The sequence below is a fragment of the Streptomyces triculaminicus genome, from assembly GCF_017349075.1.
In the GTDB taxonomy this organism is placed as follows: domain Bacteria; phylum Actinomycetota; class Actinomycetes; order Streptomycetales; family Streptomycetaceae; genus Streptomyces; species Streptomyces triculaminicus.
This window is the reverse complement of sequence record NZ_JAFMOF010000003.1, coordinates 539,246-554,343: the sequence shown is the minus strand read 5'-3', so window position 1 is coordinate 554,343 and position 15,098 is coordinate 539,246. Positions and strand designations below refer to the sequence as shown.

Here is a 15,098-nt window from a genome sequence, read left to right as displayed (position 1 = left end):
TCCTGATGTTCAACGTGATAGACGAGGTGTTCGCGCCGGGGCGGGAACGCACCGAGGAAGAGCGCAACCGTCTCGAGTTCACCCGCGAGGACGTCGGCGACGGGGATCCGGCCAAGGGCCCGATCGACCTGGACTCGGGGCACGTGGTCATCCGGCCCCGGCAGGGCTGAGGCCGGGAGGCCGGGGCGTCAGGGGCTGCGGCCGGGAGGCCAGGGCTGAGGCCGCAAGCTCCCGGCCCGCCGCGTCACCGCGCCAGTGAGTCGGCGCGGACCTCCTCCGCGGGGATCCCGCCCGTACGAACGTCCGGGTGCTCCCCCGGCAGGGACCGCAGCGGTATGGCCACCGGCTCGAGCAGGGGCGCGGGCGTCGCCGCCGGCTCCTCGGCCGGCTCGATGCTGATGCGCGGCAGCACCCGGTCCATCCAGGCCGGAAGCCACCAGTTGGCGCCGCCCAGCATGTGCATGAGGGCGGGGACCAGCAGCGTGCGCAGTACGAAGGCGTCCAGCGCCACGGCGGCGGCCAGGCCGATGCCGAACATGGCGATCACGCGGTCGCCGCTGAGCACGAAGGCCAGGAACACCGAGATCATGATGACGGCCGCGGAGTTGATCACGCGGCTGGTCTCCGCGAGGCCCACCCGCACCGCGCGGCAGTTGTCGCGGGTCGCCAGCCACTCCTCGTACATCCGGCTGACCAGGAAGACCTGGTAGTCCATGGACAGCCCGAAGAGGACCGAGACCATCACGACCGGCAGGAAGGGCTCGATGGGACCGGCCCCGCCCAGGCCCAGCGCCTCGCTCCCCCAGCCCCACTGGAAGATCGCGACGACGATGCCGAAGGAGGAGGCGACCGCGGCCATGTTCATCGCCGCCGCCTTCAGCGGTATGCCGATGCTGCGGAAGGCCAGCAGGAGCAGCAGACAGCCGAGGCCCACGACGGTGCCGACGAAGAGCGGGAGCTTGCCGAGGATGACGCCCGCGAAGTCGTCGTAGCTCGCGGTCATGCCGCCCACGTGGACGTCCAGGCCGCTGCCGGCGGTGGCCCGGGGCAGCACGTTGTCGCGCAGGCGGTCGACGAGGTCGCTGGTCTCGCGGGACTGCGGCGAGGTGGTGGGGACGACGGTGATGACGCCCGTGTCGCCGCTGCCGTTGAGCGTGGAGGGGCTCGCGGCGGCGACGCCGGGGGTGTGGCGCAGGGCGTCGGGGAGCCGGTTGAAGGCCAGCCGGTCGGAGGCGCTGTCGAGCGGCGCCACGAGGGTCAGCGGGCCGTTGACGCCGGGGCCGAAGCCACGGCCGAGCATGTCGTACGCCTGGCGGGTGGTCGAGCTCGCCGGGTTGTTGCCCTGGTCGGAGGTGCCCAGGTGGAGGGAGAGGGTGGGCAGGGCCAGGGTCAGCATGACGGCCGCGGCCACGGTGCCCAGCAGCCTGGGGTGGCGCTCGACGAAGGCCGACCAGCGGGCGGCCAGGCCCGTGGGGGCGTCCGGGCTCGGCCCCGACAGGGCCAGGCTGCGGCGTTCGCGGCGGCTGAGCGCCCGGGAGCCGATGAGGCCGAGCAGGGCGGGCAGCAGGGTGATGGAGGCGGCGACGGTCAGGACGACGGTCAGCGAGGCGGCGACCGCGACGCCGGTGAGGAAGTTCAGCCGCAGGATGAGCATGCCGAGCAGGGCCACGCACACCGTGCCGCCCGCGAAGACCACGGCGCGTCCGGTGGTGGCCACCGCCCGTTCGGCGGCGAGGGCGACCGGCAGGCCCTGGCGCAGGCCCTTGCGGTGGCGGGTGACGATGAACAGCGCGTAGTCGATACCGACGCCGAGCCCGATGAGCGTGCCCAGCATGGGGGCGAAGTCGGCGACCTTCATCAGGTGGCCGAGCAGGACCGTCGTCATGGCGGCGGTGCCCACACCGACGAGGGCGGTCGCTATGGGCAGCAGGCAGGCGGCGAGCGAGCCGAAGACCACGAAGAGCACGACCGCCGCCACGGCGATGCCGATGATCTCGCTGAGGTGGCCGCTCTTGCCTTCGGTGGTGGCGACGCCGCTGCCGCCGAGGGCGACCTGGAGGTCGGCGCGGGCGGCCTTGCCGGCGGTCTCGACGACCTGGGCGACCTGGGCCTTGTCGGGGTCGCCGCCCTGGGTCGCGAAGGCGACCGAGGCGTAGGCGGTGTGCCCGTCGGGGCTGATCTGCGCGGCGCCGGCGGCGCCGTAGGGGCCGCTGACCGAGCTCACGCCGGGCAGCGTCTCGACCTTGCGCAGGGTGGCGGTCATGCGCGCCTCGACGTCGGCGGCGCGGACGGTGCCCTGGTCGGTGTGCCAGACGATCTTGTCGTCGCCGCCCTCGCCGGGGAACGCCTTCTCCATCAGGGAGGTCGCGCGGGCGGCCTCGGTGCCGGGGACGCCGTAGTCGTTGGAGTAGGCCGCCCCCGTCAGTGTGGCGGCGGCCGTCGTGCCCGCGAGGGCGACGAGCCACAGCACGATGACGGCGAATCGGCGGCGCAGGCACCACCGGGCGAGTGAGGTCATCTGGCCGCTTCCCGGGTTTCGCGTCGATCTCCGGGACATGACCCGTGGTTCCGACCGCTGAGCAACTGGGCGAAGGTCACCCCACAGGGGTTCCCTGGCGCCCCACTGTGACAGCCGGAAAAGATCATTTGTCCCCTTTGTGGGTTAAGCCACAAAGGGGGCTTTCGGCGCTCTTCGTATCCGGCGCCCCTCCCGTCAGCCGAAGCCGTTCCAGCCGTGCGCCACGTCCACCACGATGTGGTTGCCGGTCTGGAACACCCGGAACGGCAGCCGGGCGCGTACGCCGAGGCCCACCTGGGTGTCGCCCTCGAAACTGCCCCCGAAGCGGGTGTCGCGGAACGTCCGGTATCCGTTCAGGCTCACCTCCGGCAGGGGCTTGCGCACCTTGCCGTCGTAGGTGGCCTGACCGGTGCGCGGGTCGTAGCTGGGCGCCGCGACCCGGACCTCGAGGATCGCCCCGCCGCGCACCGGGATGACGTCCCCGGAGCCGTCCTGCCGCAGCCGGTCGACGTACCGCACGTGGTAGCCGATCGGGGCCCCGGTGTCCGGCCCGAGAGTGTCGAAAACCATGCGGTCGTAGCAGTCGTGGCTACCGGTCCTGATGTCCCTGAGCGGCGCGTACCGGCTGTCGGTGGAGACCCTCGGCACGCTCCCCCAGCCGGTGCCGCAGGCCGCCGCGGAAGCGGCCGGCGCGCCGGGCCCGGCCGGTGCGGCCTGCGCCGCGGGCACCGTCGCCACCAGGCCCGCCCCCGCGAGCAGGAGCGCGGCCAGTCCTGTGCTCAACCGTCGCATTGCTACCCCCAACACGTCGTGTGCGGGCACCCTGACAGGTCCCACTGCCGCGATCATGCCGGACCGTTTTCCCGCATGGGGTACGTACCGGCAAATCTCGGCCGTCCCGGTGCACAGGGGCCCGCCCGCCGTCAACGTACGGCGAAGGCCGCCCCCCACAAGGGGGACGGCCTTCGCTGCGTGCCTACGGCGTGGGAGGGGTCAGCCCTCGACGCCGAGCCGCTCGAGGATGAGCTCGCGCACGCGCGCCGCGTCCGCCTGGCCGCGCGTGGCCTTCATGACCGCGCCGACGAGCGCACCCGCCGCCGCGACCTTGCCGGAGCGGATCTTGTCGGCGATGCCGGCGTTGGCCGCGATGGCCTCGTCCACGGCCGTGCCCAGCGCGCCCTCGTCGGAGACGACCTTCAGGCCGCGCTTCTCGACGACCTCGTCCGGGGCGCCCTCGCCCGCGAGCACGCCCTCGATGACCTGGCGGGCCAGCTTGTCGTTGAGGGAACCCTCGGCGACCAGCGCGCACACCCGGGCGACCTGCTCGGGGGTGATCTCCATCGCGGCGAGGTCGACGCCGGCCTCGTTGGCGCGGCGGGACAGCTCGCCCATCCACCACTTACGGGCGGACGCGGCGTCGGCACCGGCCTCGATCGTGGCGACGATCAGGTCGACCGCGCCCGCGTTGAGGATCGACTGCATGTCGTGCTCGGAGACGCCCCACTCCTCGCGCAGCCGGTTGCGGCGCACGCGCGGCAGCTCGGGCAGGCCCGCCCGCAGCTCCTCGACCCACTCGCGGGAGGGGGCCACCGGCACCAGGTCCGGCTCGGGGAAGTAGCGGTAGTCCTCGGCCTCTTCCTTGATCCGGCCGGAGGTCGTGGAGCCGTCCTCCTCGTGGAAGTGCCGGGTCTCCTGGAGGATCGTGCCGCCGGCGTTGAGCACCGCGGCGTGCCGCTGGATCTCGAAGCGGGCGGCCCGCTCGACGGAGCGCAGCGAGTTGACGTTCTTGGTCTCGCTGCGGGTGCCGAACTTCTCGGCGCCCTTCGGCATCAGCGAGAGGTTGACGTCGCAGCGCATCTGGCCCATCTCCATGCGGGCCTCGGAGACGCCGAGCGCCTTGATGAGCTCGCGCAGCTCGGCGACGTACGCCTTGGCGACCTCGGGGGCGCGCTCGCCCGCACCGGTGATCGGCTTGGTGACGATCTCGATGAGGGGGATGCCGGCGCGGTTGTAGTCCAGCAGGGAGTGGGACGCGCCGTGGATACGGCCGGTGGCGCCGCCCACGTGCGTGGACTTGCCGGTGTCCTCCTCCATGTGGGCGCGCTCGATCTCCACGCGGAAGATCTCGCCGTCCTCCAGCTGGACGTCCAGGTAGCCGTTGAAGGCGATGGGCTCGTCGTACTGGGAGGTCTGGAAGTTCTTCGGCATGTCCGGATAGAAGTAGTTCTTCCGGGCGAAGCGGCACCACTCGGCGATCTCGCAGTTCAGCGCGAGACCGATCTTCACGGCCGACTCGACGCCGATGGCGTTGACGACCGGGAGGGAGCCGGGCATGCCGAGGCAGGTGGGGCAGGTCTGCGAGTTGGGCTCGGCGCCCAGCTCCGTGGAGCACCCGCAGAACATCTTGGTCTTGGTGCCGAGCTCGACGTGCACCTCGAGCCCCATGACGGGCTCGTAGGTGGCAAGCGCCTCCTCGTACGACACCAGTTCAGTGACGGTCACGGAAAACTAACCTCTCAGTCCCGGCTCAGCCCGCGAGGACGTCGTCGCTGTTCATGCGGCGCAGCTCGCGGACGAGCAGGGCCACGCCGGTGGCGATGGCCGCGGCGGAGACGACCGCATCGACGAGCTGGAGGGTGTCCTGCTCGCCACGGGCCTTCTTCGCCTGCTTGATCACGCTCACCGCACCGAACAGCGTGGTGCCGATGGACAGGTACGTGCCGGCCTTGGACTTCTTGAAGCCCTTGGCCTTGGTCAGCGCGCTCTTCTTGTCGGTGCTCACAGCGACGGTGCCTCCTCAAGCAGGGGGTGGCCCCAGCGCTCGGTGAACGCGGCCTCGACCGCGGCACCGACCTTGTAGAGCCGGTCGTCCTTCATGGCGGGAGCGATGATCTGCAGGCCGACCGGCAGGTTGTCCTCGGGCGCGAGGCCGCAGGGCAGCGACATGGCGGAGTTGCCGGCCAGGTTGGTCGGGATGGTGCACAGGTCCGCGAGGTACATCGCCATCGGGTCGTCGGCGCGCTCGCCGATCGCGAAGGCGGTGGTCGGCGTCGTCGGGGAGACGATCACGTCGACCTGCTCGAACGACTTGTCGAAGTCGCGCGAGATGAGCGTGCGGACCTTCTGCGCCGAGCCGTAGTACGCGTCGTAGTAGCCGGAGCTCAGGGCGTACGTACCGAGCATGACGCGGCGCTTGACCTCGGGGCCGAAGCCGGCCTCGCGGGTCAGGGCGGTGACGTCCTCGGCCGAGCGGGTGCCGTCGTCGCCGACGCGCAGGCCGTAGCGCATGGCGTCGAAGCGGGCCAGGTTCGAGGAGCACTCGGACGGCGCGATGAGGTAGTACGCCGCCAGCGCCAGGTCGAAGGACGGGCAGTCCAGCTCGACGATCTCCGCGCCCAGCTCCTTGAGGAGCTCCACGGACTCGTCGAAGCGCTGGATGACGCCGGCCTGGTAGCCCTCGCCGCGGAACTGCTTGACGACGCCGACGCGCATGCCGGCGACGGAGCCGTTGCGGGCGGCCTCGACGACCGGCGGGACCGGGGCGTCGATGGAGGTCGAGTCCAGCGGGTCGTGGCCGGCGATGACCTCGTGCAGCAGGGCCGCGTCCAGGACCGTACGGGCGCAGGGGCCGCCCTGGTCGAGGGAGGAGGAGAAGGCCACCATGCCGTAGCGGGAGACCGCGCCGTAGGTGGGCTTGACGCCGACCGTGCCGGTGACGGCGGCGGGCTGGCGGATGGAGCCGCCGGTGTCCGTGCCGATGGCCAGGGGGGCCTCGTAGGCCGCGAGCGCGGCCGAGGAGCCGCCGCCGGAGCCGCCGGGGATCTTGGTGAGGTCCCAGGGGTTGCCGGTGGGGCCGTAGGCGCTGTTCTCGGTAGAGGACCCCATGGCGAACTCGTCCATGTTGGTCTTGCCGAGGATGACGACGTCGGCGTCCTTCAGACGCTTGGTGAGCGTCGCGTCGTACGGCGGGATCCAGCCTTCGAGGATCTTGGAGCCGACGGTGGTCGGGACGCCCTTGGTGGTGAAGATGTCCTTCAGCGCCAGCGGGACGCCGGCCAGCGGGCCGAGCTTCTCGCCGCGCTCGCGCTTGGCGTCGACCTCGCGGGCCTGGGCCAGCGCGCCCTCGCGGTCGACGTGCAGGAAGGCGTGGACCTTCTCGTCGACGGCGTCGATACGGGCCAGGTGGGCCTCGGCGACCTGGACTGCGGTGAGCTCGCCGGAGGCCACCTTGGCGGCGATCTCGGCGGCGGTGAGCTTGATGATGTCGCTCATGCGGGTCAGTCCTCCCCCAGGATCTGCGGCACCTTGAAACGCTGCTGCTCCTGTGCGGGGGCGCCGGAGAGCGCCTCCTGGGGGGTCAGCGACGGGCGGACCTCGTCCGCCCGCATGACGTTGGTCAGAGGCAGCGGGTGGGAGGTCGGCGGTACGTCCTCGTCGGCCACATCGGAAACGCGGGCGACCGCGCCGATGATCACGTCGAGCTGTTCGGCGAAGTGGTCGAGCTCTTCGGCCTTCAGCTCCAGACGTGACAGCCGGGCGAGGTGAGCGACCTCCTCGCGCGTGATGCCAGGCATGCAGCGATCCTCAAGGGTGGGTGGATTGGGTGTACGGCTTTCGCCCCAATCCTATGGCGCCGGGGAGCGTGCCTGCGAAACGGTTTCCCCGCGCCGGTCCGGCCGGTCCTCCCGGAGGGTCGCAAATCCCTCCTCCGGCCCCGGCCGGGGGACGGCTCACACCTGCCTACGTGCTGCCTGCGTGACTCCCGACGGCCTAGGTGACGGGCTGGTCCGCGTCCTCGTCGGCGGTGGCAGTGGCGGCCAGCGGCTCGGCGGCGGTGGCGGGCAGCGGCTCGTCCTCCCGGCGCCAGCCGGAGGTGCTGCGCAGCCGCAGCCAGGCCGTCGTCTCGTCCGGCGGCATCGCGGCGGCCACCAGCCAGCCCTGGACCGCGTCGCAGCCCAGATCGCGCAGCCGCTCCCAGGTCTCGTCGTCCTCCACGCCCTCCGCGACGACGAGGAGCCCCAGCGAGTGGGCGAGGTCGAGGGTGCAGCGGACGATCTCCGCGTCCTCGTTGTCGATCGCCAGGCGGGCGACGAACGAGCGGTCGATCTTGAGCTCGCTCACCGGCAGCCGGCGCAGGTGGACCAGGGACGAATAGCCCGTGCCGAAGTCGTCGAGGGACATCTTCACGCCGTGGCCGGTGAGCCCGGCGAGGGTGTCGGCGGCCCGCTGCGGGTCCTCGAGCAGGACGTGTTCGGTTATCTCCAGCTGCAGGGCCCCCGGCGGGACGCCGTGCCGGGCGAGGCGGGCGGCCACCGAACCCGCGAACCCGGGAGTGTGAACGTCGCGCGGCGAGACGTTGACGGCCACCGGCACCTCCAGGCCCATCGCACGCCACTTGGCGACCTGGCACAGCGCGGTCTCCAGGACGTACTCGGTCAGCCTCGGCATCAGCCCGGACGACTCCGCGATCGCGATGAACTCGTCCGGGGAGACGCGGCCGCGCTCGGGGTGCACCCAGCGCACCAGGGCCTCCAGCCCCTCCACATGGCCGTCGAAGCCGACCTTGGGCTGGTAGTGCAGCTCGACCTCGCCGGCGTCCAGCGCGCGGCGCAGGTCGCCCAACAGGCCGAGCCGGTCGGGGGTGTTGCCGTCGCGGCGGGCCTCGTAGACCTCGACGCCGCTGCGGTCGCGCTTGGCCTGGTACATCGCCACGTCGGCGCGGCGCAGCAGCCCCTCGGCGTCGAGGGCGTGGTCGGGGTAGACGGCGACGCCGGCGCTGGCCTCGAGGACGAGGGTGAGCCCGTCGAGGTCCAGCGGGGAGCCGAGGTCGGCGACGAGGTCGCGGGCCACGCGCTGGGCGCTGGTGAGGGAGCCGGTGGTGGGCAGCAGCACCGCGAACTCGTCGCCGCCGAGGCGGGCGGCCTCCGCGTCGCGCGGGAGGGCCAGGAGGAGGCGTTCCGCTATCTGCAGCAGGAGCCGGTCGCCGGCGAGATGGCCGAGGGTGTCGTTGACGGACCGGAAGCGGTCGAGGTCGATCAGGACCAGCGCGGCGCGCTCGCCCGCCTGTTCGGCTTCGTCCAGGGCGTTCCAGGTGCGCTGCAGCAGCCATTCGCGGTTGTGCAGGCCGGTGAGGGGGTCGCGCAGCTGCTCCTCGGCCCGGGCGCGGGCGATCCACAGGGTGGAGTCCAGCGCGATCAGGGGCACCGCGAAGAGCGGCAGCAGCAGGGGCGAGTGGTCGGCGACGACGGCGATCAGCGGGGCGATGCCGAGCAGGGCGATGCCCACGAGGGCCTGCCGTACGAGGGCGGTGCGGGCGATGCTGGCGAGCGAGGAGCGCGGCGCCATCGAGTACCAGAGCAGGGCGCGGGTGACGACGAGGTAGAGGAAGGCCGCGAGGGCGATCCTGGGGGCGGCGGCGAGCCGCCAGGTGTCGGGGAGCCAGGGGTCCTCGACGGAGGCGCTGACGCCCCAGGCGACGAGCGAGACCCCGGCGGCGGCGATGCCGAGGATGTCGACCGCGCCGTGGAGTAAGGCCTGCCGCCAGCGGTGCCGCCGGGCGGCCGCCACCAGGGTGACGACGGCGATGCTGATCAGGACGGCCGGGAGCCAGCCGTAGAGCAGCAGGACGGCCAGGGTGAGGGCGGCACCGGATCCGGTGCCGCCCCACCAGCGGTCGCGGCCCAGGGCGACGAGATGGACGACGATGAGCGCGGTGAGCGTCGCCAGCGACCAGCCGACGGCCCCGCCGGGGAAGAGCGCCCGGCCCGAGGTGAGGGCGTGGAAGGCGCCACCGCCGAGCGCCAGCGCGGCCAGCGCCAGACAGGCCGTCGGCAGCGCGGGCGAGGAGAGCCGGCGCAGCCGGGATTCCGGTTCGGCGCTGTCGGTGGGTTTCATGCCCGTCCCTCTCACAGCCGGCGGTGCCCGCGCCACGGCAGGCGCACATCCCAACAGTAGGCCGCAGAAGGCTACGGCGGGCAGCGATCGGCAGCGGTTGCCCGAATGCGTTCCGGCCTTCTGCAGCCATCTGGTATGCGCTGTAGGGGTAATGCCCACTGACTATGCGGGCATTACTCCGCGGGGGTGACCTCCTGGGGCACGGCGGCCGCGCGCGCCGCCTCGGGGCCGTCGCTCAGCAGGACGGCGAAGCCGTCCTCTTCCAGGACGGGGACCTTCAGCTGCATCGCCTTGTCGAACTTCGAACCGGGATTGTCGCCGACCACCACGAAGTCGGTCTTCTTCGAGACCGAACCGGTCACCTTCGCTCCCTGACCCTGCAGCGCCTCCTTGGCGGCGTCGCGGGTGTAGCCCGTGAGCGTTCCGGTGACGACGACGGTGAGTCCGGCCAGCGGACGCGGCCCCTCGTCCTCGCCCGCCTCCTCCTCCATCCGGACGCCGGCGGCTTTCCACTTCTCGATGATCTCGCGGTGCCAGTCCTCGGCGAACCACTCCCGGACCGCGGTGGCGATGGTGGCCTGGACGCCGTCCACGGCGGCGAGCTCCTCCTCGCTCGCCTCGGCGATGCGGTCGATCGAGCGGAACTCACGGGCCAGCGCGGCCGCGGCGACGGGGCCCACATGGCGGATGGACAGCCCGTTGATGATGCGGGCGAGCGGGCGCTCCTTGGCGGCCTGGATGTTCTCCAGCATGGCGAGGGCGTTCTTCTTCGGCTCGCCCTTCTGGTTGGCGAAGAAGGTGACGATCTTCGCCTCGCCCGTCTTGGGGTCGCGCTTGGGCAGGCCGCTGTCGGGGTCGCGGACGTACGACTTGATGGGCAGCAGCTCGTCGATGGTCAGGCCGAAGAGGTCGCCCTCGTTCACCATGGGCGGGCTGGCGGGCTCCAGCGGCTGGGTGAGGGCGGTGGCCGCCACGTAGCCGAAGTTCTCGATGTCGAGGCAGTCGCGGCCGACCAGGTAGTAGAGCCGCTCACGGATCTGGGCCGGGCACGAGCGGGCGTTGGGGCACCGCAGGTCGATGTCCCCCTCCTTCATCGGGCGCAGTCCCGTCCCGCACTCCGGGCACTCGGCGGGCATCACGAACTCCCGCTCGGTGCCGTCGCGGAGGTCGACGACGGGCCCGAGGACCTCGGGGATCACGTCGCCCGCCTTGCGGATGACGACGGTGTCGCCGATGAGGACGCCCTTGGCCTTGACGACGTCCTGGTTGTGCAGGGTGGCGAACTCGACCTCGGAACCGGCGACCGTGACGGGCTCGAAGACCGCCTGCGGGGTCACCCGCCCGGTACGGCCGACGCCGACGCGGATGTCGAGGAGCTTGGTGTTGACCTCCTCGGGCGGGTACTTCCAGGCGATGGCCCAGCGCGGGGCCCGCGCGGTGGAGCCGAGCCGCCCCTGCAGGGGGATCTCGTCGAGCTTGACGACGACGCCGTCGATCTCGTGCTCCATGGAGTGCCGGACCTTCGGCTGCCCGTAGTGCGCGATGAACGTACGGACGTCGTCGAGGGAGTCGACCACCTGGGCGTGCGCGGCGGTCGGCAGGCCCCACTCGCGCAGCAGCTCGTAGGCCTGGGACTGGCGCTCGATGTCGAAGCCCTCGCGGGCGCCGACGCCGTGCACCACCATGTGCAGGGGGCGGGTGGCGGTGACGCGCGGGTCCTTCTGCCGCAGGGAGCCCGCCGCCGCGTTGCGCGGGTTGGCGAAGGGGGCCTTGCCCGCCTCCACCAGGCGGGCGTTGAGCTCCTCGAACTTCTCCATCGGGAAGTAGACCTCGCCGCGCACCTCGACGAGGGCGGGGACGCGGTCGCCCTTGAGCCGCTCGGGGATCTCGTCGATGGTGCGGATGTTCGGCGTGATGTCCTCGCCGGTGCGGCCGTCGCCGCGGGTGGCGGCGCGGGTGAGCCGGCCGTTCTCGTAGGTGAGGTTGACGGCGAGGCCGTCGACCTTCAGCTCGCACAGGAAGTGGTAGCCGGCGCCGGAGCCGATGTCCTTGGCGATGCGGTCGGCCCAGGCGGCCAGCTCCTCGTCGTCGAAGGCGTTGTCGAGGGAGAGCATGCGCTCGCGGTGCTCGACGGAGGTGAACTCCGTCTGATACGCCCCCGCCACCTTCTGGGTGGGCGAGTCGGGGGTGCGCAGCGGCGGATACTCCTCCTCCAGCGCCTCCAGTTCGCGCAGGAGCGTGTCGAACTCGGCGTCGCTGACGACGGGGGCGTCCTTCACGTAGTAGCGGAAGCGGTGCTCCTCGACCTGCTCGGCCAGCAGTGCGTGCTTCTCCCGCGCCTTCGCGGGCACCGCGGCCTGCGCCGCGAGCGCTTCGAGCTCTTCGCCTTGCTGTTCGACAGCCACCGTCTCGTCCTCCCGTTGCTCCATGAGCGCCGTCACTCAGGGTTGTCCGCAAGTGATTTCGCCGCCCGGACGCAGTGGGCGAGGGCCGCACGGGCATATGCGGGCGAAGCACCCGCGAGCCCGCACGACGGGGTGACCACCACGGACTCCGCGAGAGTCCCCGGCGACAGCCCCAGCCTGCGCCACAGCGTCCTGACACCCATGACGCTACCGGCAGGGTCTGACAATGGGCCGTCCACGCCGGGCACCACGCCCGCGAACAGCGTGGTGCCGGCCTCGACCGTCTCACCGATCGCGTCGTTCTCACGCTCGGTGAGCAGCGAGAAATCGAACGAGACGCCGGTGACGCCCGCGCGCCGCAGCAGCGCGAACGGCACGCCGGGAGCGCACGAATGCACGACGAGGCGTCCGCCCGCCTCCCGCTCCGCCACCGCGGCCAGCTCCCTGAGAGCGCCCTCGACCACGGCCCGGTCCACCGCGCGGTACGTGCGGTACCCGCTGGCGGAACGCACCTGCCCGCGCAGCACGGCGGGCAGCGAGGGCTCGTCCAGCTGCAGCACCAGGTGCGCCCCCGGGATCCGGCGGCGCAGCTCCGCGAGGTGGGCCCGGAGCCCCTCGGCGAGGGAGGCGGTGAGGTCCCGGCACGCCCCGTCGTCGCTCAGCGCCGCCTCGCCGCCGCGCAGCTCCAGCGCGGTCGCCAGGGTCCACGGGCCGACGGCCGAGACCTTGAGCGGGCCCTCGTAGCCCTGGGTGAACTCCTCGAGCGCGTCCAGGTCCTCGCCCAGCCAGGAGCGGGCGCGGCGGGTGTCGCGCCCGGGCCGGTCGCTGATGCGCCAGCCACTGGGCTCCACGTGGGCGAAGACCTCCACCAGCATCCCGGCCGTCCGGCCGATCATGTCCGCGCCGGGCCCGCGCGCGGGCAGCTCCGGCAGGTGCGGCAGCGTCTCCAGGGATCCCGTGACGGTCTTGGCGGCCTCCCGGGCGTCCGTCCCCGGCATCGAACCGACGCCGGTCGCGGTGCCGGCACCCCACATCGCCTTGTTCTTCTCGCTCACCCAGGAAGGGTACGCAACCCGGCGCCCGGAGATCAGCCTCCGGAGTACCCCGGGCGCACGGTCAGGTCGTGGACCTCCGCGTCGCGCGGCAGGTCGAGCGCGAGCAGCACGGTCGTGGCGACGGACGCGGGGTCGATCCACTTGTCCGGGGTGTACTCGTCGCCTTCCTGGCGCTGCACGTCCGCCTGCATGGGGGTCGCCACGCGGCCCGGGTAGACGCTGGTGACGCGCAGGCCGTTGGTGTGCTCCTCGGCGCGCAGGGAGTCGGCCAGCGCCTTGAGCCCGTGCTTGCTCGCGGCGTACGCGCCCCACTCGCCGCGCGCGTTGAGCCCCGCGCCGGAGTTGATGAAGACCACGTGGCCGCGCGACAGCCGCAGCTGGGGCAGCATCAGCCGGGTGAGCTCCGCCGGGGTGACCAGGTTGACGGCGAGGGTGCGGTTCCAGGTCTTCGTGGTGAGCTCGCCGATGGGGCCGAGGTCGGAGACGCCGGCGATGTGCAGCAGCGAGTCGAGACGGTCGGGCACGTCCTGGTGGCTGAGCGCCCAGGAGAGGCGGTCGGGGTTGGCCAGGTCGGCCACGAGGGTGCGGGCCCCGGGGAAGCGGGCGGCCAGCTCCTTGGCCCGGCCCGCGTCGCGCGCCACGAGCCACAGTTCGTCGCCGCGCTCGTGCAGCCGCCGGGCGACCGCCTCGCCGATGCCCGAGCCGGAACCGGTGATCAGATGTGTTGCCATGCCCCCAGCTTGCCCTAGCGCGGGCCCATGGGCCGGAGCCGGACGCTATGGACTGTTTTCGGCCATCTCTGATCAGGTTCCGGGATCTGTTAGGTCGCGACTGCGTCACAGTGTTACCGCCGGTATGGCGGTCCGTGAACGGGTTGCCTAGCGTGACGGACTCGTCGAGGGCGCCGGTATCGGACGCCGCTCGCCGTTTTCTGTCGTCCACCGAGAGCAGCCACTGTGAAGCTTCGTATGATCCGCCCCGCCGTCGCGTTCGGAATCGCCGTCCTCACCCTCACCGGAGTGAGTGGCTGCAGCGGCGGGTCGGGCGGTCAGGAGTCTTCAGCGGAGTCGGGGCAGAAATCCGCCGCCGGCAGCTCGGCCGGCCTCGACGACGCGCGCGACGCCCGCAAGGACGTCGAGATCTCCGAGTGCGCGTACGCGGACAAGAAGGGCGTCACGGCCAAGGTGAGCGCCACCAACGCCAGCGCGTCGTCGACCTTCAACTACGACGTCACCGTGAAGCTCACGGCCCCGGACGGCAAGCCGCTGACCGAGCAGAAGGCGTCCTTCCTCCTGGTCCGTCCCGGTCGCATGGACACCGCCGACGTGGCGGCCCCCTACACCGCCAAGGGCGGCGCGTCCGCCGGCGGCGCCAAGTGCGAGGTCGCCAACGTGGCGCGCAGCACCGGCTGAGCCCTGTCGCAGGCCGGGCCACCGGCCTGATCGCGACCTCCCCCGGTACCGGTTCAGGACCTGTTCTGTCGCGGCCCTGTCACAGAAACGGCAGGGCCCGGCTGAGATTTGGCGCCATGTAAGAACGTTGTTAGCGTGACGTGAGCTCGTCAAGTCAGCAACAACTTCAAGCCACTTCATCGGGGGAGTTCTCAGCGTGAAGCTTCGTCATGTCCGCGCGGCCGCGGTCTTCGGAATATGCGTCGTCGCCCTGACCGGAGCCCGTGGGCACCACGGCGGCAGCTGCGGCGGCGGTTCCAGCCACAGCAGCAGCTCCTCCTCGGGCGGTTCGTCCACCACCACCTCGGGCGGCACCACCACCGGCGGCGACAGCAGCTCCGGCGGCACCTTCGGCGGCGGCACGACGACCGGTGGCACCACCTCGGGCGGCACCACCACCTCCGGCACGTCGGGCGACTCCACCACCTCGGGCGGTACGTCCACGATCGGTGGCGGCAGCGGCAGCGGCAGCGCCATGAGCGACATCAAGATCCGCAGCTGCGAGTACACCGACCGCCTGGGCATCACCGCGAAGATCGAGGCCACCAACAGCAGCGCCACGCAGAAGTACGACTACCGCCTCACGGTGAAGTTCTACGGCCCGGACCGCGAGCTCCTGGGCACCCGCAACCCGTCCATCCCGTTCGTCGGCCCCGGCAAGACGGACACGCTCGACGTCTCCCAGCCGTTCGTTCCGAAGGCGGGCACGTCGGGCACGGTCCGCTGCGAGGTCTCCAGCGCGACGCGGACCGCGGGCTAAAGCAGTCAGGCGGCC

13 protein-coding genes are annotated in these 15,098 nt (G+C 71.9%); 3 read left to right on the top strand and 10 right to left on the bottom strand.

The window, feature by feature from the left end; all coding sequences use genetic code 11:
• Positions 1–5 precede the first annotated feature (5 nt).
• Entirely contained in the window at positions 6–170 is a 165-nt protein-coding gene (locus J1792_RS21125; protein WP_179198823.1) for a DUF6191 domain-containing protein, read from the top strand.
• Positions 171–244: 74 nt separating this feature from the next.
• On the opposite strand, the gene J1792_RS21120 is transcribed toward J1792_RS21125, so the two are convergent.
• From J1792_RS21120 to J1792_RS21075, 10 genes are all read right to left on the bottom strand, one after another.
• Entirely contained in the window at positions 245–2,518 is a 2,274-nt protein-coding gene (locus J1792_RS21120) for an MMPL family transporter (protein WP_207247985.1), read from the bottom strand.
• A 195-nt stretch (positions 2,519–2,713) separates the two neighbouring features.
• Positions 2,714–3,310, bottom strand: a complete 597-nt coding sequence (locus tag J1792_RS21115; RefSeq protein ID WP_179198824.1) for an AMIN-like domain-containing (lipo)protein — start codon at positions 3,308–3,310, stop codon at positions 2,714–2,716.
• Positions 3,311–3,511: 201 nt separating this feature from the next.
• Positions 3,512–5,020, bottom strand: coding sequence for an Asp-tRNA(Asn)/Glu-tRNA(Gln) amidotransferase subunit GatB (gene gatB / locus J1792_RS21110; RefSeq protein WP_086568048.1), 1,509 nt, complete (start codon positions 5,018–5,020; stop codon positions 3,512–3,514).
• 25 nt (positions 5,021–5,045) lie between these two features.
• A complete protein-coding gene (locus J1792_RS21105) occupies positions 5,046–5,300 on the bottom strand; it encodes a hypothetical protein (RefSeq protein ID WP_086568050.1) in 255 nt (84 codons plus the stop codon).
• Positions 5,297–6,790, bottom strand: coding sequence for an Asp-tRNA(Asn)/Glu-tRNA(Gln) amidotransferase subunit GatA (gene gatA / locus J1792_RS21100; protein WP_086568052.1), 1,494 nt, complete (start codon positions 6,788–6,790; stop codon positions 5,297–5,299). The genes J1792_RS21105 and gatA overlap by 4 nt, the downstream gene beginning before the upstream one ends.
• A 5-nt stretch (positions 6,791–6,795) precedes the next feature.
• A complete protein-coding gene (gene gatC, locus J1792_RS21095) occupies positions 6,796–7,092 on the bottom strand; it encodes an Asp-tRNA(Asn)/Glu-tRNA(Gln) amidotransferase subunit GatC (protein ID WP_086568054.1) in 297 nt (98 codons plus the stop codon).
• Positions 7,093–7,288: 196 nt separating this feature from the next.
• Positions 7,289–9,412 carry a putative bifunctional diguanylate cyclase/phosphodiesterase gene (locus J1792_RS21090; protein WP_207247984.1) on the bottom strand — a complete coding sequence of 708 codons (2,124 nt, stop codon included), beginning with the start codon at positions 9,410–9,412 and terminating at the stop codon, positions 7,289–7,291.
• A 173-nt stretch (positions 9,413–9,585) separates the two neighbouring features.
• Positions 9,586–11,841, bottom strand: coding sequence for an NAD-dependent DNA ligase LigA (gene ligA / locus J1792_RS21085; protein WP_207247983.1), 2,256 nt, complete (start codon positions 11,839–11,841; stop codon positions 9,586–9,588).
• A gap of 8 nt (positions 11,842–11,849) precedes the next feature.
• Positions 11,850–12,851 carry a methionine synthase gene (locus J1792_RS21080; RefSeq protein ID WP_242646447.1) on the bottom strand — a complete coding sequence of 334 codons (1,002 nt, stop codon included), beginning with the start codon at positions 12,849–12,851 and terminating at the stop codon, positions 11,850–11,852.
• A 53-nt stretch (positions 12,852–12,904) separates the two neighbouring features.
• The gene (locus J1792_RS21075; RefSeq protein WP_086566934.1) at positions 12,905–13,603 is read right to left on the bottom strand and encodes an SDR family oxidoreductase; all 699 of its coding nucleotides are present in this window, start codon (positions 13,601–13,603) and stop codon (positions 12,905–12,907) included.
• A 237-nt stretch (positions 13,604–13,840) separates the two neighbouring features.
• Here J1792_RS21075 and J1792_RS21070 point away from each other — a divergent pair, with 237 nt between their 5' ends.
• Together J1792_RS21070 and J1792_RS21065 are read left to right on the top strand one after the other, a co-directional pair.
• Positions 13,841–14,284, top strand: a complete 444-nt coding sequence (locus J1792_RS21070; RefSeq protein ID WP_086566933.1) for a hypothetical protein — start codon at positions 13,841–13,843, stop codon at positions 14,282–14,284.
• 196 nt (positions 14,285–14,480) lie between these two features.
• Positions 14,481–15,083: a hypothetical protein gene (locus J1792_RS21065; RefSeq protein ID WP_086566931.1), complete on the top strand. Its 603-nt coding sequence runs from the start codon at positions 14,481–14,483 to the stop codon at positions 15,081–15,083.
• Positions 15,084–15,098: the final 15 nt, after the last annotated feature.

What these genes read in the sequence shown, in the direction of transcription:
- J1792_RS21070 (WP_086566933.1), top strand. Translation starts at nt 13,841, where the DNA reads ATGATCCGCCCCGCCGTCGCGTTCGGAATCGCCGTCCTCACCCTCACC.
- J1792_RS21090 (WP_207247984.1), bottom strand. Translation starts at nt 9,412, where the DNA reads ATGAAACCCACCGACAGCGCCGAACCGGAATCCCGGCTGCGCCGGCTC.
- gatA (WP_086568052.1), bottom strand. Translation starts at nt 6,790, where the DNA reads ATGAGCGACATCATCAAGCTCACCGCCGCCGAGATCGCCGCCAAGGTG.
- J1792_RS21125 (WP_179198823.1), top strand. Translation starts at nt 6, where the DNA reads ATGTTCAACGTGATAGACGAGGTGTTCGCGCCGGGGCGGGAACGCACC.
- J1792_RS21115 (WP_179198824.1), bottom strand. Translation starts at nt 3,310, where the DNA reads ATGCGACGGTTGAGCACAGGACTGGCCGCGCTCCTGCTCGCGGGGGCG.
- J1792_RS21075 (WP_086566934.1), bottom strand. Translation starts at nt 13,603, where the DNA reads ATGGCAACACATCTGATCACCGGTTCCGGCTCGGGCATCGGCGAGGCG.
- gatC (WP_086568054.1), bottom strand. Translation starts at nt 7,092, where the DNA reads ATGCCTGGCATCACGCGCGAGGAGGTCGCTCACCTCGCCCGGCTGTCA.
- J1792_RS21080 (WP_242646447.1), bottom strand. Translation starts at nt 12,851, where the DNA reads ATGTGGGGTGCCGGCACCGCGACCGGCGTCGGTTCGATGCCGGGGACG.
- J1792_RS21120 (WP_207247985.1), bottom strand. Translation starts at nt 2,518, where the DNA reads ATGACCTCACTCGCCCGGTGGTGCCTGCGCCGCCGATTCGCCGTCATC.
- ligA (WP_207247983.1), bottom strand. Translation starts at nt 11,841, where the DNA reads ATGGAGCAACGGGAGGACGAGACGGTGGCTGTCGAACAGCAAGGCGAA.